Annotated in this window: 16 protein-coding genes; 4 read left to right on the top strand and 12 right to left on the bottom strand. The window is 71.7% G+C overall.

Translation table 11 applies throughout. From position 1 onward, the window contains the following. Window positions 1–416, top strand: a 416-nt coding sequence (locus tag UW392_RS31705; protein WP_320778611.1) for a glycerate kinase, incomplete at its 5' end; no start/stop codon positions are given. A gap of 57 nt (window positions 417–473) precedes the next feature. Here UW392_RS31705 and UW392_RS31700 read toward each other — a convergent pair. The 10 genes from UW392_RS31700 to UW392_RS31655 form a co-directional block, all read right to left on the bottom strand. Further along, on the bottom strand, window positions 474–653 hold the full coding sequence (locus UW392_RS31700) for a hypothetical protein (RefSeq protein ID WP_320778610.1): 180 nt from the start codon (window positions 651–653) through the stop codon (window positions 474–476). Window positions 654–792: 139 nt separating this feature from the next. Further along, window positions 793–1,575 (bottom strand): CDP-diacylglycerol--serine O-phosphatidyltransferase, encoded by a 783-nt coding sequence (pssA, locus tag UW392_RS31695; RefSeq protein ID WP_320778613.1) that lies wholly within the window; start codon window positions 1,573–1,575, stop codon window positions 793–795. A gap of 67 nt (window positions 1,576–1,642) precedes the next feature. Beyond that, complete coding sequence (locus tag UW392_RS31690) at window positions 1,643–2,299, bottom strand: phosphatidylserine decarboxylase (protein ID WP_320778609.1); 657 nt, start codon at window positions 2,297–2,299, stop codon at window positions 1,643–1,645. Between the two features lie 173 nt (window positions 2,300–2,472). Continuing rightward, window positions 2,473–3,678 (bottom strand): acyl-CoA dehydrogenase family protein, encoded by a 1,206-nt coding sequence (locus UW392_RS31685; RefSeq protein WP_320778608.1) that lies wholly within the window; start codon window positions 3,676–3,678, stop codon window positions 2,473–2,475. After that, entirely contained in the window at window positions 3,678–4,193 is a 516-nt protein-coding gene (locus UW392_RS31680; protein WP_320778607.1) for a MaoC family dehydratase, read from the bottom strand. Before UW392_RS31680 ends, UW392_RS31685 begins: the two co-directional genes overlap by 1 nt. Window positions 4,194–4,198: 5 nt before the next feature. Next, window positions 4,199–5,161 carry a CoA ester lyase gene (locus tag UW392_RS31675; protein WP_320778606.1) on the bottom strand — a complete coding sequence of 321 codons (963 nt, stop codon included), beginning with the start codon at window positions 5,159–5,161 and terminating at the stop codon, window positions 4,199–4,201. Beyond that, entirely contained in the window at window positions 5,158–7,185 is a 2,028-nt protein-coding gene (locus UW392_RS31670) for a protein meaA (RefSeq protein ID WP_320778605.1), read from the bottom strand. The genes UW392_RS31675 and UW392_RS31670 overlap by 4 nt, the downstream gene beginning before the upstream one ends. A gap of 10 nt (window positions 7,186–7,195) precedes the next feature. Further along, entirely contained in the window at window positions 7,196–8,533 is a 1,338-nt protein-coding gene (ccrA, locus tag UW392_RS31665) for a crotonyl-CoA carboxylase/reductase (protein WP_320778612.1), read from the bottom strand. A 336-nt stretch (window positions 8,534–8,869) separates the two neighbouring features. Then, window positions 8,870–9,682 carry a TetR family transcriptional regulator gene (locus tag UW392_RS31660; protein WP_320778604.1) on the bottom strand — a complete coding sequence of 271 codons (813 nt, stop codon included), beginning with the start codon at window positions 9,680–9,682 and terminating at the stop codon, window positions 8,870–8,872. 46 nt (window positions 9,683–9,728) lie between these two features. Further along, complete coding sequence (locus tag UW392_RS31655) at window positions 9,729–11,534, bottom strand: 3-hydroxyacyl-CoA dehydrogenase family protein (RefSeq protein WP_320778603.1); 1,806 nt, start codon at window positions 11,532–11,534, stop codon at window positions 9,729–9,731. Window positions 11,535–11,878: 344 nt separating this feature from the next. Between UW392_RS31655 and UW392_RS31650 the strand changes: the two genes are divergently transcribed. Next, window positions 11,879–12,451, top strand: a complete 573-nt coding sequence (locus tag UW392_RS31650; RefSeq protein ID WP_320778602.1) for an adenylosuccinate lyase — start codon at window positions 11,879–11,881, stop codon at window positions 12,449–12,451. Between the two features lie 55 nt (window positions 12,452–12,506). Here the strand turns inward: UW392_RS31650 and UW392_RS31645 are convergent, their stop codons facing one another. Both UW392_RS31645 and UW392_RS31640 read right to left on the bottom strand, forming a co-directional pair. After that, window positions 12,507–14,084, bottom strand: a complete 1,578-nt coding sequence (locus tag UW392_RS31645; protein WP_320778601.1) for an alpha/beta hydrolase — start codon at window positions 14,082–14,084, stop codon at window positions 12,507–12,509. A gap of 135 nt (window positions 14,085–14,219) precedes the next feature. Next, complete coding sequence (locus tag UW392_RS31640) at window positions 14,220–15,284, bottom strand: Rv2578c family radical SAM protein (RefSeq protein ID WP_320778600.1); 1,065 nt, start codon at window positions 15,282–15,284, stop codon at window positions 14,220–14,222. A gap of 171 nt (window positions 15,285–15,455) precedes the next feature. On the opposite strand from UW392_RS31640, the gene UW392_RS31635 reads away from it, so the two are divergent. Then, complete coding sequence (locus UW392_RS31635; RefSeq protein ID WP_320778599.1) at window positions 15,456–15,899, top strand: SRPBCC family protein; 444 nt, start codon at window positions 15,456–15,458, stop codon at window positions 15,897–15,899. 150 nt (window positions 15,900–16,049) lie between these two features. After that, window positions 16,050–18,455, top strand: coding sequence for an MFS transporter (locus UW392_RS31630; protein WP_320778598.1), 2,406 nt, complete (start codon window positions 16,050–16,052; stop codon window positions 18,453–18,455). The last annotated feature ends 106 nt before the right edge of the window (window positions 18,456–18,561 follow it).

The following is an 18,561-nucleotide window of genomic DNA, read 5'->3' as shown; positions in this document are numbered from 1 at the left end:
GGGCCGCCGAGCACGCCGCCGCGCCCGGCGCGGGTGCCGCGGGCGGCATCGGCTACGGCGCGCTGCTGCTCGGCGCGCGGTTCCGGCCGGGCATCGAGGTGATGCTGGACGTCCTCGGCTTCGCCCCGGCCCTGGACCGGGCGGAACTGGTGATCACCGGTGAGGGTTCGCTGGACGAGCAGACCCTGCACGGCAAGGCCCCGGCGGGCGTCGCGGCGGCGGCGCGCGAGGCGGGCAAGGAGGTCGTCGCGGTCTGCGGCCGCCTTGCCCTCCCCGCGGAGGCCCTCGGCCGGGCGGGCATCCGCCGCGCCTACCCGCTGACGGAACTGGAACCGGACGTGGCGACGTGCGTCGCGGAGGCGGGTCCCCTCCTGGAACGGGTCGCGGAGCGCATCGCGCGGGACTTCCTGGTCTGAGCCCGCTGTCCGAGCGGACGTGCCGTCTCCCCCGGCGGGCCGGGAGAGACCGCGCCGTCAGTCGATCAGCGCGCGCGGCACCGGCACGCTGACCCCGGCCGCCACCAGGCCGGTCAGTGCCGCACCGGCCGGAGCGGCACCGCCGGGAGCGGCCGGCACCGCGACGACCAGGCCGATGACGGCCGCCGCGAGCAGCACCACCGCCGTGTGCGGCGGCAGGAACGGCGGCCGGCTCATCCGGGCTCACCGCACTCGTACACTCACCGCTCGCTCCCCGCCGCCCGGCGGAGGCGGCGGAAACGCCCACAGAGCCGGAAAGGGCCCCGAACCGGGGAGGTCCGGGGCCCTTCGGCCGTTCGTGTTCCGCGCGGCGGTGCTACGGCAGCTGCGCCGCCCGCGCCTCGCGCCGGTTGTCGCGGAAGTTGTTCACCCGGCGGGCCGTGGCGAACAGGGGGATCACCGCGCCCATGACGAGCTGGAGCGCACAGCCCGTCTGGAGCAGCAGCTGGCCGCTCGGGGCGTCGAACGCCCAGCCGGCCAGCAGGCCCATGGAGAGGACGATCCAGGAGAGCATCGCGACGGCGAGGCGGCCCCGGGGCTTCGGGTACTCCACGCGCGAGACCATCAGCCAGGCCGTGCCGAGGATGGCCAGCACGGTCGCCACGAAGGGCAGCTCCAGGAGCACGATCGAGACGACCGTCAGCGCGCCGAACGGCGACGGCATGCCCTGGAAGGTGCCGTCCTTCACGGTCACGCAGGAGAATCTGGCGAGCCTGAGCACCACCGCCAGCAGGACGACGATGGCGCCCACCGCCGCCAGCCGCTGGTGGGCGTCGTCGGCGACCATGCCGTAGACGAGGACGAAGTACGCCGGTGCCAGGCCGAAGCTGATCAGGTCGGAGAGGTTGTCCAGCTCCGCGCCCATCGGCGACGACCGCAGCTTGCGCGCGACCAGGCCGTCGAACAGGTCGAAGACGGCCGCGCAGAGCATGAGGATGACCGCCGTCGCGGCGCTGTGCCGCGCCATGCCGGTCTCCTGGCTGCCCTGGAGGTGCGGGATGAGGATTCCGGTGGTGGTGAAGTACACCGCCATGAACCCGCACGTGGCGTTGCCGAGGGTGAGCGTGTCCGCTATCGACAGGCGGAGCGAGAGCGGCATCTCCTCCTCGTCGAACACCTCGTCGGCGTCGTCGGTCTCCGGCGCCCAGCCGGCCTTGGTATCAGGATCAATCACGGTCAATGCGAGTCACCCCAGCCACGGTCTTCTGACCGACCTCGACTGCCACCTCCACGCCCTCGGGCAGGTACAGGTCGACGCGCGAGCCGAAGCGGATCAGGCCGATCCGCTCGCCCTGCTCGACCTTGGTGCCCTGGGGCACGTACGGGACGATGCGGCGGGCCACCGCGCCGGCGATCTGGATCATCTCGATGTCGCCGAGCTCGGTGTCGAAGTGCCAGACGACCCGCTCGTTGTTCTCGCTCTCCTTGTTGAAGGCGGGAACGAAGCCACCGGGGATGTGCTCGACGGACGTCACCTCGCCGGCCAGCGGCGCGCGGTTGACGTGGACGTTGAGCGGGCTCATGAAGATGGCGACGCGGGTGCGGCCGTCCTTCCACGGCATGATGCTCTGCACCACGCCGTCGGCGGGAGAGATGACCCGGCCCTGGGTGATCTCACGCTCGGGGTCGCGGAAGAACCACAGCATCCCCGCCGCGAGAGCGGTGGCGGGGACGGCGACGGCCTTGGCGGCGCCGGAGCGGCGGGCGCGGACCAGGCTGACGGCCGCGGTCGCGACGGTCGGCAGGAGCCACGGCGATGCTCCGCGCGCGAGGCGTACGCCGGCGAGGCTGTCGCGAGGTGCAGAGGTTTGGCTGTGGGGCATGGATGACCTTCGTAGCGGATGATGCCGCGCTTCGGAAACGGGGGACGGCGGCTTTCTCGCGATCGTAGCGGCTCGGGGTCGCAACTGGGTAAGCCAGGCAGCCGAGTCGGAGGCCGGAGCACGCCTACGGGGTGTGATCTTCTTCTCCAAGAAAACACCCCGTATCCGGACATCTAGCCCTGGAATCGATACTCCTCTAGCAACCTTCGGCCGATGATCATTTTCTGGATCTCGGCGGTGCCTTCACCGATCAGCAGCATCGGCGCCTCCCGGTAGAGGCGCTCGATCTCGTACTCCTTGGAGAAGCCGTACCCGCCGTGGATCCGGAAGGCGTCCTCCACGACCTCTTTGCAGTACTCGGACGCGAGGTACTTCGCCATCCCCGCCTCCAGGTCGTTTCGTTCGCCGGAGTCCTTTTTGCGTGCAGCGTTCACCATCATCGCATGCGCGGCCTCCACCTTGGTAGCCATCTCGGCCAGCTTGAACTGGATGGCCTGGTGGTCGGCGATCCGCCGGCCGAAGGTGTGGCGCTGCTGGGCGTAGCGGATGCCGAGTTCGAAGGCGCGCTGGGCGACGCCGCAGCCGCGGGCGGCGACGTTCACACGGCCCACCTCGACGCCGTCCATCATTTGGTAAAAACCTCGGCCGGTGGTCCCGCCGAGCACCCGATCAGCCGGAACGCGCACCCCGTCCATGATCAGCTCGGTGGTGTCGACACCCTTGTAGCCCATCTTGTCGATCTTCCCGGGGATGGTGAGGCCGGGGCGGACCTCACCGAAGCCGGGCTCCTTCTCGACCAGGAAGGTGGTCATGGACCTGTGCGGGGCCGTGGACTCGGGGTGACCCTCGTCACTCTTCACCAGGACCGCCACGAGCGAGGACGTGCCGCCGTTGGTGAGCCACATCTTCTGGCCGGTCAGGAGGTAGTCGTCGCCGTCCCGGACCGCCTTGGACGTGATGGCCGACACGTCGGAGCCGAGCGCCGGCTCGGACATGGAGAACGCGCCGCGGATGTCACCGGCCGCCATCCGGGGCAGGAAGTGGTCCTTCTGCTCCCGGGTGCCGTGCTGCTTGAGCATGTACGCCACGATGAAGTGCGTGTTGATGATGCCGGACACCGACATCCAGCCGCGGGCGATCTCCTCCACGCACAGGGCGTAGGTGAGCAGCGACTCGCCCAGGCCGCCGTACTCCTCGGGGATCATCAGCCCGAACAGGCCGAGTTCCCGCAGGCCGTCGACGATGTCCTGGGGATACTCGTCGCGGTGCTCCAGCTCGGTGGCGACGGGGAGGATCTCCTTGTCGACGAAGTCCCGCACGGTGGACAGGATCTCCTGCTGGACGTCGGTGAGACCGGCGGTCCGGGCGAGTCGCGCCATCACTTCTTCCCCTGTTCCTTCGGCTGGGGGCGGCCGGGCTGCTCCCCGCCCCGCTCCTTGACGTAACCCTCGGTGGGCACCATCACCTTGCGGCGGAACACGCACACCAGCGTGCCGTCCTGCTTGTGGCCCCTGGTCTCCACCTGCACGATGCCGCGGTCGTCCTTCGACCTCGACGGCCACTTGTCCAGCACGGTCGTCTCGCCGTAGACCGTGTCGCCGTGGAAGGTCGGCGCGACGTGTTTCAGCGACTCGATCTCCAGGTTGGCGATCGCCTTGCCGGAGACGTCCGGGACGGACATGCCGAGGAGGAGCGAGTAGACGTAGTTGCCGACCACCACGTTCCTGCCGAAGTCGGTGGCGGACTCCGCGTAGTTGGCGTCGAGGTGCAGCGGGTGGTGGTTCATGGTGAGGAGGCAGAAGAGGTGGTCGTCGTACTCGGTGACCGTCTTGCCGGGCCAGTGCTTGTAGACCGCGCCGACCTCGAACTCCTCGTAGGTGCGTCCGAACCGCATTCGCCTCAGCCCTCCGGGATCTCGAACTTCGACGTGCGCCTCATGCCCGCCGCCCGTCCCTTGCCGGAGACGACCAGCGCCATCTTCCGGCTGGCCTCGTCGATCATCTCGTCGCCGAGCATCGCCGAGCCCTTCTTGCCGCCCGCCTCGGAGGTGCAGTAGTCGTACGCGTCCAGGATCAGCTCGGCGTGGTCGTAGTCCTCCTGGGACGGCGAGAAGACCTCGTTGGCGGCCTCCACCTGGCCCGGGTGCAGCACCCACTTGCCGTCGAAGCCGAGCGCGGCGGCCCGCCCCGCCACCTCGCGGAAGCCGTCGACGTTCCTGATCTGGAGGTAGGGGCCGTCGATGGCCTGGAGGCCGTTGGCGCGGGCGGCCATCAGGATCTTCATCAGGATGTAGTGGTAGGCGTCGGCCGGGTAGCCGGGCGGCTGTTCGCCCACCACCAGCGACTTCATGTTGATGGACGCCATGAAGTCGGCCGGCCCGAAGACGATGGTCTCCACACGGGGGCTCGCCTCGGCGATCGCGTTGACGTTGTTCAGGCCGCGCGCGTTCTCGATCTGCGCCTCGATGCCGATCCGGCCCACCTCGAAGCCCATCGTCTTCTCGATCTGGGTGAGGAGCAGGTCCAGGGCGACGACCTGCTGGGCGTCCTGCACCTTCGGCAGCATGACGCAGTCCAGGTTCGGGCCCGCGCCCTCGACGACCGTCACGACGTCGCGGTACGTCCACTCGGTCGTCCAGTCGTTGACGCGCACCACCCGGGTCTTGCCGGTCCAGTCGCCCTCGTTGAGGAACTTCACGATGGTGTGCCGGGCCTCCGGCTTGGCCAGCGGCGCGCAGGCGTCCTCCAGGTCCAGGAAGACCTGGTCCGCGGGGAGGCCCTGGGCCTTCTCCAGGAAGCGGGGGTTCGAGCCCGGTACCGCCAGGCAGGAACGGCGCGGGCGGAGACGGTTGACCGTCGTCATGCGGGGACCTCCAGGGGGTCGAGCTTGTTCGCGTTCCGGATCTCGTCCACGATCCGGCCGATGATGCCGGTGATGTCGAAGTCCTTCGGGGTGAAGACCGCGGCCACTCCGGCGCCCCGCAGCTCCTCGGCGTCACTGCTGGGGATGATGCCACCGGCGATCACCGGGATATCTGTGGCACCGGCCACACGCAGCCGCTCCAGCACGTCCGGGACCAGTCGCGCGTGCGAACCGGAGAGGATCGACAGGCCCACCGCGTGCACGTCCTCGGCGAGCGCGGCGGCCACGATCTGCTCCGGGGTGAGCCTGATCCCCTGGTACACCACCTCGAAGCCGGCGTCGCGGGCGCGCACCGCGATCTGCTCGGCGCCGTTGGAGTGCCCGTCCAGCCCCGGCTTGCCGACCAGGAAGCGCAGCTTGCCGACGCCCAGGTCACGGGCGGTCGTCTCCACCGCGCGGCGGACCGAGGCGAGCGCCGAGCCCTCCTCGGCGGCGACGGCGACCGGCGCCGACGACACGCCCGTGGGGGCGCGGAACTCGCCGAACACCTCGCGCAGCGCCCCCGCCCACTCGCCGGTCGTGACCCCGGAGCGCGCGCACTCCAGGGTCGCCTCCATGAGGTTCTCCGTGCCGTGCGCCGCCGCCTTCAGCCGCTCCAGCGCCTTGCAGGGCCGCGGGTGGTTGAACGGCGGCTGGTAGCGGGTGTCCCGCCAGCCGGCCAGCGCGGCGACGACACCCGCCTCCACCTCCGGATCGACCGTCTGGATCGCGGCGTCCAGGTCGGCGGTGAGCGGGTTCGACTCGGTGGACTCGAAGGAGTTGACCCCGATGATCTTCTCCTCGCCCGACTCGATCCGGGCCCGGCGTTCGGCGTGCGAGGCGACCAGCCGCGACTTGAGGTAGCCGGACTCGACGGCCGCCATGGCGCCGCCCATCTCCTCGATGCGGCCCATCTCGGCCGACGCCTCGGCCACCAGCTCCCCGACCTTCGCCTCGACCACCTTCGACCCCTCGAAGAGGTCGCCGTACTCCAGCAGGTCGCTCTCGTACGCCAGCACCTGCTGGATGCGCAGGCTCCACTGCTGGTCCCAGGGGCGGGGCAGGCCCAGCGCCTCGTTCCAGGCGGGGAGCTGCACGGCACGCGCGCGTGCGTCCTTGGACAGGGTGACGGCCAGCATCTCCAGCACGATCCGCTGGACGTTGTTCTCCGGCTGCGCCTCGGTCAGGCCGAGGGAGTTGACCTGGACGCCGTAGCGGAAGCGGCGGTGCCGGGGGTCCTCGATGCCGTAGCGCTCCCGGGTGACGCGGTCCCAGATGCGGCCGAAGGCGCGCATCTTGCACATCTCCTCGACGAAGCGGACGCCCGCGTTGACGAAGAAGGAGATCCGGCCGACGACGTCGCCCATGCGCTCCTGCTCCACCTGCCCGCAGTCGCGGACGGCGTCGAGGACGGCGATCGCGGTGGACATCGCGTACGCGATCTCCTGCACCGGTGTGGCACCGGCCTCCTGGAGGTGGTAGCTGCAGATGTTGATCGGGTTCCACCGGGGGAGGTGGGTGACGGTGTAGGCGATCATGTCGGTCGTCAGCCGGAGCGAGGGGCCCGGCGGGAACACGTGTGTCCCCCGGGACAGGTACTCCTTGACGATGTCGTTCTGGGTGGTGCCGCTGAGCCGCGTGATGTCCGCGCCCTGCTCCTCGGCGACCACCTGGTAGAGCGCCAGCAGCCACATGGCCGTGGCGTTGATGGTCATCGAGGTGTTCATCCGCTCCAGCGGGATGTCCTGGAACAGCCGGCGCATGTCACCGAGGTGGGCGACCGGCACCCCGACCCGGCCGACCTCGCCGCGGGCGAGGACGTGGTCCGGGTCGTAGCCGGTCTGTGTCGGCAGGTCGAACGCCACCGACAGACCCGTCTGGCCCTTGGCGAGGTTGCGCCGGTACAGCGCGTTGGACGCCTCGGCGGTGGAGTGACCGGCGTACGTGCGCATCAGCCACGGCCGGTCCTTCTGTCGCTCGCTCATCCACCGGCCCTCAGACGTTCCGGAAGCGGTTGATGGCGTCGACGTGCCGGGAGCGCAGTTCCTCGTCGCGGACGCCGAGGCCCTCCTCGGGGGCGAGGCACAGGACCCCGACCTTGCCCTGGTGGACGTTGCGGTGCACGTCGTGCGCGGCCTGGCCGGTCTCCTGAAGGGAGTACACCTTCGACAGCGTCGGGTGGATCTTCCCCTTGGCGACGAGCCGGTTGGCCTCCCACGCCTCGCGGTAGTTGGCGAAGTGCGAGCCGATGATGCGCTTCAGCGACATCCACAGGTAGCGGTTGTCGTAGGTGTGCTCGTAGCCCGAGGTGGAGGCGCAGGTGACGATGGTGCCGCCCTTGCGGGTGACGTACACCGAGGCGCCGAAGGTCTCACGGCCCGGGTGCTCGAAGACGATGTCGACGTCCTCGCCGCCGGTGAGTTCGCGGATGCGCTTGCCGAACCGCTTCCACTCGCGCGGGTCCTGGGTGTGCTCGTCCTTCCAGAAGCGGTAGTCCTCGGCGTTGCGGTCGATGATCAGTTCGGCGCCCATCCGCCGGCAGATCTCGGCCTTCTTCTCGTTGGAGACGACGCAGATCGGGGTGGCCCCGCCGGCCAGCGCGAACTGGGTGGCGTAGGAGCCGAGTCCGCCGCTGGCGCCCCAGATCAGCACGTTGTCGCCCTGCTTCAGCTGCGCGCCGTTGCGCGAGACGAGCTGCCGGTACGCGGTCGAGTTGACCAGTCCCGGCGCGGCGGCCTCCTCCCAGCTGAGGTGGCCGGGCTTGGGCATCAGCTGGTTGGACTTGACGAGCGCGAGTTCCGCGAGCCCGCCGAAGTTGGTCTCGAAGCCCCAGATCCGCTGCTCGGGGTCGAGCATCGTGTCGTTGTGGCCGTCGCTCGACTCCAGCTCCACGGACAGGCAGTGGGCGACGACCTCGTCGCCCGGCTTCCAGGAGTTGACGCCGGGGCCGGTGCGCAGGACGACGCCCGCGAGGTCGGAGCCGATGATGTGGTACGGCAGGTCGTGGCGCCGGGTCAGCTCGCTGACCCGGCCGTAGCGCTCCAGGAACCCGAAGGTGGAGAGCGGCTCGAAGATCGAGGTCCACACGGAGTTGTAGTTGACCGAGGAGGCCATCACGGCCACCAGGGCCTCGCCGGGACCCAGTTCGGGCACCGGCACCTCGTCCAGGTGGATCGACTCGCGGGGGTCCTTGTCGCGGGTGGCGAGGCCCGCGAACATCTCCGTCTCGTCCTTGTGCACGGTGATCGCGCGGTACGACTCGGGCAGCGGCAGGGCGGCGAAGTCGGCCGGGCTGGTGTCGGGCGACTGGATCGCGTCCAGGATGTCCTTCACGGTCACGGTGTTGCCTCCGGCGGTGGGCGCCCCGGGGGAGGGGCGCCGATGGGCTGATGGAGAGGTGCCGTCGGTTCGGCGAAAGGTGGTGAGCGGCAGCGCTTCGTGGCGCGGAAGGGTGCCTGTGACGCAGGCGTCCGGGACGCGGAGGGTGACCCGCGGGGACCGCCCGGACAACATCAACGTATGGCACCGCGTGTCACCCCGCAAGGCACTGCGTGCCAAAAAATGGGCTCAGATGAAATCTTTACGCAACAGATGAGCGATGATCGATCAGGGGCGGACACAGAAACGGCCACCCGGAGTCCGGGTGGCCGTTCCGTGACGTGTACCGCGTCAGCGTTCCTTGAGCGCCTGCTCGATGGCGCGCATGACCTCGTCCAGCGGGGCGTCGGTACGGGCGACGGTCACCAGCACCTCGCCTTCCGCCGACGCCGTCGCCGCCGGGCGGCGGTCCTCCGCGCCGCTCCGGCCGGCGCCGATGCCCGTGCCGAAGGTCTTGCGCACGATGGCGAAGGCGTGGTCGAGCTGGGCCTCCAGATCGCCCTGCCCGCCCGCCCGCAGCCAGCGCCGCAGCACATGGTTGTGGGCGGTGACCACGGCGGACGCGGCGACCTCCGCCAGCAGCGGGTCGTCGTTGGCGTCGTCGTCGTGCGCGTGCTCGTCGAAGTGGCCGAGGAGGTAGCGGGTGAAGAGCCGCTCGTAGCGGGCCACGGAGGCGATCTCCGCCTCGCGCAGGGTGGGCACCTCGCGCGTCAGCTTGTAGCGGGCGACGGAGATCTCCGGGTGGGCCGCGTACATCTTCATGACCTCCTTGATGCCGCGGCACACCGTGTCGAGCGGGTGCTCGTGCGCCGGGGCGGCGTTGAGCACCGCCTCGGCACGGACCAGGGTGTCGTCGTGATCGGGGAAGATCGCGTCGTCCTTGGACCGGAAGTGGCGGAAGAAGGTGCGCCGGGCGACCCCGGCCGCCGCCGCGATCTCGTCGACGGTGGTGGCCTCGTACCCCTTCGTCGCGAACAGCTCCATCGCGGCGGCCGCCAGTTCCCGGCGCATTTTCAGCCGCTGGGCGGCGGCTCGGCCGCCGGCGGCGCTCTCCGGCGCGTCGGACGCGGCTGGTGTACGTGTGGACTTGGCGGGCTGGGACATGCAAGTGAACGTACTGCATGTGCCCAGCTCGCCGCGCACGGCCGGGTCAGCGCCTGGCGTACTCACGGAAACCCCGGCCCGTCTTGCGGCCCAGGCAGCCCGCCGCCACCAGATGCTCCAGGAGCGGCGCCGGGGCGAGCCCCGGGTCGCGGAACTCGCGGTGCAGCACCTTCTCGATCGCCAGCGACACATCCAGTCCCACCACGTCGAGCAGCTCGAAGGGGCCCATCGGATAGCCGCCGCCCAGCTTCATGGCGGCGTCGATGTCGTCGAGCGTCGCGTAGTGCTCCTGGACCATCTTCACCGCGTTGTTCAGGTACGGGAAGAGCAGCGCGTTCACGATGAACCCGGCCCGGTCCCCGCAGTCCACGGGGTGCTTGCGGAGCTTCGCGCAGACCTCCCGCACGGTGGCGTGGACGTCGTCCCCGGTCAGCACCGTGCGGACCACCTCGACCAGCTTCATCGCGGGCGCCGGATTGAAGAAGTGCATGCCGATCACGTCCCGCGGCCGGGAGGTGGCGCGGGCGCAGGCGACGACCGGCAGCGAGGAGGTGGTGGTGGCCAGCACCGCGCCCGCCTTGCAGACCTTGTCCAGCGTGGTGAACAGCTGCCGCTTGACCTCCAGGTCCTCGGCGACCGCCTCCACGGCCAGGTCGACGTCGGCGAAACCGTCGTAGGTGCCCACCGGCGTGACCGACTCCAGGGCGCGGGCGGCGTCCTCGGCGGTCATCCGGCCCTTGTCGACCGACCGGGCCAGTGACTTCCCGATCCGTGCCTTGGCGGCCCGCGCCTTCTCCTCGCCGCGCGCGGCGAGCACGACCGGGTACCCGGCCCTGGCGAAGACCTCGGCGATGCCGGAGGCCATGGTGCCGGAACCGGCGACGCCCACCGACCGGACCGGGCGGCCCGCGGCCGGGACGGTGTCCGCGCGCGGGGTCAGCGCGTCGGGGACGACGGCCGCGGAGCCCGGACCGTCGTAGGTGTAGAAGCCGCGTCCGGCCTTGCGGCCGGTCAGGCCCGCCTCGCTGAGCTGGCGCAGGATCGGCGCGGGGGCGTGCAGCCGGTCGTGGGAGGCGGCGTACATCGCCTCCAGGACGGTGCGCGCGGTGTCCACGCCGATCAGGTCGAGCAGCGCCAGCGGCCCCATCGGCAGCCCGCAGCCCAGCCGCATCGCCGCGTCGATGTCCTCGCGCGAGGCGTACCGCGCCTCGTACATCGCCGCGGCCTGGTTGAGGTAGCCGAACAGCAGCCCGTCCGCGACGAAACCGGGCCGGTCGCCGACGGCGACGGGCTCCTTGCCGAGGTCCAGGGCGAGGTCGGTGACGGCCGTGACCGCGGCGGGCGCGGTCAGCACCGAGGAGACCACCTCGACCAGTTTCATCGCCGGCGCCGGGTTGAAGAAGTGCAGGCCCAGCACGCGCTCCGGCCGGGCGGAGTCGGCGGCCAGCCGGGTCACGGAGAGCGCGTTGGTGCCGGTGGCGAGCACCGCGTCCGGCCGCACGACCCCGTCCAGCTCCCGGAAGATCTGCTGCTTGACCTCGTAGGACTCGGGCGCCACCTCGATCACCAGGTCGGCCTCGGCGGCGGTGCGCAGGTCGGTGGAGACCCGCACCCGGGCGAGGGCGGCCGCGCGCTCCTGCCCGGTGAGCCGCCCGCGGGCGACGGCGCGGGCCGTGGAGGCCTCCAGCGCGGTGACGGCCCGTGCGGCCTGCGCCTCGCTGATGTCGACGCCGATCACGTCGCGGCCGGCTCGGGCGAGCACCTCGGCGATGCCGGTGCCCATGGTGCCGAGACCGACCACGGCGACGGTACGCAACGGGGACAGGGGAGTGTCGGAGAAGGGAGCAGCCATCGCGGGACTCCAGATGAGGGTGACGACGAGAACGCGCCCGCCGCGCCGGACGGCGCACGGGGCGTACGGGAAGAGGTGCGGGTGTGCCGGGCGACGGAGCGCACACGCCCGGCGGAGAACCGACCGGCCCTGTCCCGGGGCCGAGTCGCACTGCGGTACCTGAGGCACCGAACCGACCTGAACCTCGCGGTGGCCGCGTCACCAGACCGCCGCAAGGGAACACGAGTGGGTAACCCGCTCGTCTGAGCTTAACCCGCGGGTAACGAGCGGCGCCAGCCCCCCGTACCGGTACCGCTCGGTGATCTGTCTCCCACACGGCCGACGGCCCCTCTAGCCTCGGTCCCATGGACGAAGAGTTGCGCACGCTCACGGAACGCTCGCGGGCGGAGGCGGGCGGCTCGCCCGCCCACGCCCGCCTCGCGGTCACCGAGGACCGCGATGAACTGGCCGAGGTCCTCACCGGACCCGGACAGCCGCTCTGGGCCCGGGAGTTGGCCGCGTTCCGGCTGGGACTGGCGGGGGACCGGCGGTCCTTCGAGGCGCTCGTGCTGCTCCTCAACCACCGGGACCCGCCACGCTGCGCCTCCGCCGCCTACGCCCTCGCCCGGCTCGGCGACCCCCGCACCTCCCGCGCCGCCGCCGCCCTCGCCACCAACGAACTCCGCGTCGCCTACGCCCTGCACCCGGTCCGGCTCCTGACCGCGCTGCGCGCCCCGGAGGCCGTCCCCGCGCTGATCACCACGCTTCGGCGCCGGCTGCACCCGCACGACCCCTACCGCCGGGTGGCGCTCGCCTGCGTCGAGGGGCTCGGGGAACTCGGCGACCCCCGGGCGAGACCCGTCCTCGACGCGGCCCTCGCCCACCCGGCGCTCGCCGAGGCGGCGGTACGCGCACTGGGGCGGCTGCCGAAGGAGTGAGAACGGCCGGACGGCCGGGGCGCGGGCCCCGGCCGTCCTCGTCCGCCGACGGCTGTCAGCGGCGGAAGCCCAGCAGCCCGTGCAGGGCCGTGCCGCGCGCGGACGGCGTCGCCTCCCCGGACTTCAGCGGCTCGGGGTCCGGAAGCGCCGGGCAGACCGCGTCCGCCTCGCCGCCTGAGCCGCGCGGCACCGTGCCGTCGGCCAGGTACGCCGCGAGGTGCCCGTCCAGGCAGGCGTTGCCGCTCAGCGTGACACCGTGGTTGCCGCCGCCGTCCTCGACCACCAGGCGGGAGCCGCGCAGCAGCCGGTGGGTCGTCACGGCGCCCTCGTAGGGGGTGGCGGCGTCACCGGTCGCCTGGAACAGCAGGACCGGCGGGAGTTGGTCGTTGGCCACGTCCACCGGCTCCAGGGAACGGGTCGGCCAGAACGCGCACGGCGCGTTGTACCAGGCGTTGTTCCAGGTGAGGAACGGCGCCTTCTCGTACACCTCCCAGTTGTCCTCGCGCCACTCCTCCCAGTCGCGCGGCCACCGCGCGTCGCGGCACTGCACCGAGGTGTAGACGCTGTAGCCGTTGTCGCCCGCCGCGTCGACCGCGCCGAAGTTCTCGTACGCCTCGACCAGCGGATCGGCGTCCTTGTCGTTGACGTACGCCGCGAACGCCTCCGCCAGGTAGGGCCAGTAGCCGTTGTAGTAGCCGCCCGGCGAGTAGGTGTCCTCCACCTCCGCGGCGCCCACCGCGGAGCCCGCCGGCTTCTCCGCCAGCGCCGCCCGCATCGCGTACCACTTCTCCTCGACCCGCTCCGGGTCGGTGCCCAGCCGGTAGGTGGTGTCGCGCGCGGCGACCCAGGCGAGGAAGGCGCGGTGGCGGTCGTTGAAGGCGAGGTCCTGGTTGAGGTTGGCGTCGTACCAGACGTCGGTGGGGTCGACCACGGAGTCCAGGGCGAGGCGCCGCACCCGGTCCGGGAACAGCCGGGCGTAGACCGCGCCGAGGTAGGTGCCGTAGGAGTAGCCGAAGTAGTTGATCCGCTCGGCACCGAGTGCCACACGGATCGCGTCCAGGTCCCGCGCGGCGCTCGGCGTGTCCAGGTAGGGCAGCACGCGCGCGTACTTCTCGCCGCAGGCGTCGGCGAAGGACTTCGCGCGCTCCAGGTTGGCCTGCTCGACGGCCGGGGTGTCCGGCAGCGAGTCGGGCCGCACCGGGGCGAAGTGGCCCGGCCGGCAGTTCACGGCCGGTTCGCTCGCGCCCACGCCGCGCGGGTCGAAACCGATCACGTCGTACTGGGCGGCGACCTCCTTCGGCAGCGACGACGCCACGAACCCGGCGAGCGTCAGACCGCTGCCGCCGGGGCCGCCGGGGTTGACCAGCAGCGGACCCTGGTACGTCTTCGCGGTGTGCGGCACGCGGGACAGCGCCAGCGTGATCTTCTCGCCGTCGGGGCGGCCGTGGTCGAGCGGGACGGCGAGCGACGCGCACTGGAGCGTCGGGTAGTCGGCCGTGCCGCACTTCTTCCAGGCGGGCCGGGCGACGGACGCGGCCGCGGTGCCGGCCGCGGCGGGGGCCGCGGGAGCGGCGGTGAGGGCCCCGGCCAGGACCGCGGCGGTGGCGCACAGCGCGGCTGTGCGGTGACTCATGAGTCCTCCCAGGGGACGGAGAGGCGGCGGACCGCGAGGACCGCGGTCCTCGCGGCATCGTCCCGAAAAGCGCCCCCGGGTGAACCTGTTCTGTCGATACTTGACCCAATTGGGCCGAATGTAGCCCTCGAACGCTCAGAGCAGAGTGAGCTGGGTCGGTTCGGGCGCCGATATCTCCGAGTGCTCCGAGGGCTCCGCGAGGGCGTCAGGTCCCGGCTCCGGAATCCGCCGCGCCGCCCCGGCGCCGCGCGGCCCCATCCCGTACTCCCGGGCCAGGTCGTGCACCTGCCGGGTGATCCGGCGCTGGTACCACTTCGGGGCGTAGGCGCCCTCCGCGTACAGCCGCTCGTACCGGCGCACCAGGTGCGGGTGGTGCCGCGCCAGCCACGCCATGAACCACTCCCGGGCCCCCGGCCGCAGATGCAGCACCAGCGGCGTCACGGAGGTCGCCCCGGCCGCCGCGATCGCCCGCACCGTCGCCCGCAGGCTCGCCGGACCGTCGCTCAGGAAGGGGAGCACCGGAGCCATCAGCACCCCGCACCCGATGCCGCGCTCACCCAGTGCCCGCACGACGTCCAGGCGCCGCTCCGGCGCGGGCGTGCCCGGCTCCACGCCCCGCCACAGCACCGGATCGGTGAAGCCGACCGAGACCGAGACGCCGACCTCCGTCACACGCGCCGCCTCGGTCAGCAGGTCGAGGTCGCGCAGGATCAGCGTGCCCTTGGTCAGGATGGAGAAGGGGTTGGCGTGCTCGCGCAGGGCGTCGATGATGCCGGGCATCAGCCGGTAACGCCCCTCGGCCCGCTGGTAGCAGTCGACGTTGGTGCCCATCGCGATGTGCTCGCCGTGCCACGAGGGCGAGGCCAGCCGGCGGCGCAGCAGCTCGGGCGCGTTCACCTTCACCACGATCTGGCTGTCGAAACCGAGGCCGGTGTCGAGGTCCAGATAGCTGTGCGTCTTGCGCGCGAAGCAGTACACGCACGCGTGCGAGCAGCCCCGGTAGGGGTTCAGCGTCCATTCGAACGGCATGCGCGACGCGCCCGGCACGCGGTTGACGATCGAGCGGGCCCGCACCTCGTGAAAGGTGATGCCGGCGAACTCCGGCGTGTCGAAGGTGCGGGTGGTGACCGCGTCCGTGCCGAACAGCGCGGTGTCGGCAGCCCGGGTGTGACCGGACTCCGAGAGGTTCTCCCAGCGCATGGCGCCTCCTCGGTAGTGCTCGGCCACAGAATAGAACATACGTTCCCTTGATCGTGCGGGCCGAGGTCCGGACGTCCGTCCCGGCATTCCGTACGTCCCTCGATTTGGTGGCCGGGCGGCGGGGTGGTTGGCTTGCCCCGACCCCGAGGAACCAGGCCCTGGAGGAACCCGATGGCGCAGGTCGAGGCCACGACCGAGCGGACCGTCGCCGCCGACGCGGAGACGGTGTTCGACGCGCTCGCCGACTACACCGGCACCCGCGCGAAGCTGCTGCCCGAGCACTTCAGCGAGTACGAGGTGCGCGAAGGCGGCGACGGCGAGGGCACCCTCGTCCACTGGAAGCTCCAGGCCACCAGCAAGCGCGTCCGCGACTGCCTGCTGGAGGTCACCGAGCCGTCCGACGGCGAGCTGGTCGAGAAGGACCGCAACTCCTCCATGGTCACCACCTGGCGGGTCACCCCGGCCGGTGAGGGCAAGGCGCGCGTCGTCGTCACCACGGTGTGGAACGGCGCGGGCGGCATCGGCGGCTTCTTCGAGAAGACCTTCGCCCCCAAGGGCCTCGCCCGGATCTACGACGCGGTGCTCGTGAAGCTCGCCACCGAGGTCGAGAAGTAGCCAAGAGCCGTGCGGAGGGCGGCCGTTGGCCGCCCTCACCGGTTCGGGTGATCTCCGCTCCGGCCGCCGCAACGCCGTAACTCGTCGCGTCTGTTCGCAGTTGTCGCTTAACGCGGGAAATGCGTGACAGTGCGACGAGGGGAGCGGTACGTGGGCGGGATCACTCTGGTGAAGGACGAGCCGGCCGTCACGGCACCGCCGGACCCTCCCGAGCCGCCCGCCCCCCACCCGGCCGAGGCGCTGAGCCCGCGCCGGGTCCGGCTGGTCTTCTTCGGCCTGATGCTCGCGCTGCTGCTCGCCGCGCTGGAGCAGATGATCGTCGCCACCGCGCTCCCGAAGATCGTCGGAGAGCTGCACGGCCTGGACAAGATGTCCTGGGCGATCACCGCCTACCTGCTCACCTCCACCGTCGGACTGCCGATCTACGGCAAGCTCGGCGACCTCTTCGGCCGCAAGGGCGTCTTCCAGTTCGCCATCCTGGTCTTCGTCGTCGGCTCGGCACTGGCCGGCCGAGCCGGGACCATGGACCAGCTGATCGTCTACCGCGCGGTGCAGGGCGTCGGCGCCGGCGGCCTCATGATCGGCGTGCAGGCGATCATCGCGGACATCGTGCCGCCCCGCGAACGCGGCCGGTTCATGGGCCTGATCGGCGCCGCCTTCGGCCTCGCCTCCGTCGCCGGACCGCTGCTCGGCGGCTACTTCACCGACCACCTCTCCTGGCGCTGGTGCTTCTACATCAACGTCCCCTTCGGCCTGCTCACCATGGTCGTCGTCGCCGTCGTGCTGAAACTGCCCAAGCCGCGCACCCGGGCCCGGCTCGACGTCCTCGGCGCGCTGCTGCTCGCCGCCGCCTCGACCTGCGCGGTCCTGCTGACCAGTTGGGGCGGCGTCGAGTACGACTGGGACTCCCCGACCATCCTCGCGCTGGGCGCCGGAGCGCTCGCCGCGACCGTCCTCTTCCTGATCGCCGAGCGCTTCGCCGCCGAACCCCTCATCCCGCTGCGGCTCTTCCGCGACTCCGTCTTCAACGTCACCGCGCTGGTGGGGCTCGTCGTCGGCGTCGCCCTGTTCGGCGCCGCCAGCTACCTCCCGACCTACCTGCAGATGGTCGACGGCGCCTCCGCCACCGAGTCCGGCCTGCTGATGCTGCCGATGATGGGCGGCATCGTCGGCGCCTCGATCGTCTCCGGCCAGCTCATCACCCGTACCGGCCGCTACCGCGTCCACCCCATCGTCGGCGGCGCCCTCTCCGTCGTCGGCATGTGGCTGCTCTCCCGGCTCGACACCGGCACCCCCCGGCTGCAGTACAGCGTCTGGATGGCCGTCCTCGGCGCCGGTATCGGCATGGTGATGCCCGTCCTGGTCCTCGCCGTGCAGAACTCCGTGCGCCCCGCCGACCTCGGCTCCGCCACCAGCGCCAACAACTACTTCCGGCAGATCGGCGGCAGCGTCGGCGCCGCCGTCTTCGGCACGCTCTTCGCCGGACGGCTCACCGACGCCCTCGCCGACCGGCTCCCCGCCGACGCCGGCACCGCGCTGCCGGACGCCGAGGCCATCACCCCCGGGGCCGTCCACGCCCTGCCGCCCGCGCTGCGCGACGCCTACATCCAGGCGTACGCCGACGCCATGCCGCGGATCTTCCTGTACCTCGTGCCGGTGCTCGTGCTCGGCCTGTTCCTCGCCTTCTTCCTCAAGGAGAAACCGCTCGTGTCCCACAACGCGCCCGTGACCGAGGCCGAGACCGCCGTGCCCGCCGCCGTGGTCCCCCCGACCCGCACGCCGCGCACGCCGTACCCCGGCGGCGTCCCGGTCTGCGGCACGGTGCAGCACCCCGACGGCACCGTCGTGCCCCGCGCGGCGCTCACCCTGATCGACGTCGCCGGACAGCAGATCGGCCGCGGCGCCAGCGGCGACGACGGCCGGTACGCGCTGGCGACCCCCGGCCGCGGGGCGTACGTCCTGATCGCCGCGGCCGGCGGCCACCAGCCGCAGGCCGTCTCCGTCACCGTCGGCGAGCGGCCCGTCGAACTCGACGTCGTCCTCGGCGGCGCCGGACGCCTCGCGGGCGCCGTCCTCACCGCCGACGGCAGCCCCGTGCGCGACGCCACCGTCACCCTCACCAACGTCCACGGCGAGGTCGTCGCCACCACCCGCAGCGGACGGGAGGGCGGTTACGTCATCACCGAGCTGGTGGCCGGCGAGTACACCCTGGCGGGCAGCGCGCCCGCGTTCCGCCCGGCCGCCCTCCCCGTCACCGTGCAGGCCTCCCGGGAGACCCGGCAGGACATCGAGCTGGCCGGCGGCGCCGTGCTCAAGGGAACCGTACGGGCGGGCGGCGGCCGGGCCGTGGAGGACGCCCGCGTGACCCTCCTCGACGCCGCCGGGAACGTCGTCGACACCCTCACCACCGGCCCCGACGGCAGCTTCCGCTTCGTCGACCTGTCCTCCGGCGAGTACACCGTGATCGCCGCCGGCTACCCGCCCGTCGCCACCGTCCTCCAGGTCGCCGGGGGCGGCCGGACCGAACGCGATCTCCAGCTCGGCCACGAGGACTGACCGGACACCGGCGCGCGGGGCGCGCGCCGGTGCGTTTCCCCGCCGCCGATTCCCGGTTCCCGCACATCGCGCCGGGGCCCGGCCCTACCGTGGTGGGGGCGGCACA

This window comes from Streptomyces sp. CRN 30 (assembly GCF_034105845.1).
Note: the sequence above shows the minus strand (reverse complement) of the source record. Positions and strands in the feature narration are given on the sequence as shown.

Bases quoted from the DNA above. Each gene is read 5' to 3' on its own strand.
- pssA (WP_320778613.1), bottom strand. From the start codon at position 1,575: ATGCCGCTCTCGCTCCGCCTGTCGATAGCGGACACGCTCACCCTCGGC.
- UW392_RS31680 (WP_320778607.1), bottom strand. From the start codon at position 4,193: ATGCGGTTCGGACGCACCTACGAGGAGTTCGAGGTCGGCGCGGTCTAC.
- UW392_RS31650 (WP_320778602.1), top strand. From the start codon at position 11,879: ATGGACGAAGAGTTGCGCACGCTCACGGAACGCTCGCGGGCGGAGGCG.
- UW392_RS31655 (WP_320778603.1), bottom strand. From the start codon at position 11,534: ATGGCTGCTCCCTTCTCCGACACTCCCCTGTCCCCGTTGCGTACCGTC.
- UW392_RS31645 (WP_320778601.1), bottom strand. From the start codon at position 14,084: ATGAGTCACCGCACAGCCGCGCTGTGCGCCACCGCCGCGGTCCTGGCC.
- UW392_RS31675 (WP_320778606.1), bottom strand. From the start codon at position 5,161: ATGACGACGGTCAACCGTCTCCGCCCGCGCCGTTCCTGCCTGGCGGTA.
- UW392_RS31660 (WP_320778604.1), bottom strand. From the start codon at position 9,682: ATGTCCCAGCCCGCCAAGTCCACACGTACACCAGCCGCGTCCGACGCG.
- UW392_RS31670 (WP_320778605.1), bottom strand. From the start codon at position 7,185: ATGAGCGAGCGACAGAAGGACCGGCCGTGGCTGATGCGCACGTACGCC.
- UW392_RS31690 (WP_320778609.1), bottom strand. From the start codon at position 2,299: ATGCCCCACAGCCAAACCTCTGCACCTCGCGACAGCCTCGCCGGCGTA.
- UW392_RS31700 (WP_320778610.1), bottom strand. From the start codon at position 653: ATGAGCCGGCCGCCGTTCCTGCCGCCGCACACGGCGGTGGTGCTGCTC.
- UW392_RS31640 (WP_320778600.1), bottom strand. From the start codon at position 15,284: ATGCGCTGGGAGAACCTCTCGGAGTCCGGTCACACCCGGGCTGCCGAC.
- UW392_RS31635 (WP_320778599.1), top strand. From the start codon at position 15,456: ATGGCGCAGGTCGAGGCCACGACCGAGCGGACCGTCGCCGCCGACGCG.
- UW392_RS31685 (WP_320778608.1), bottom strand. From the start codon at position 3,678: ATGGCGCGACTCGCCCGGACCGCCGGTCTCACCGACGTCCAGCAGGAG.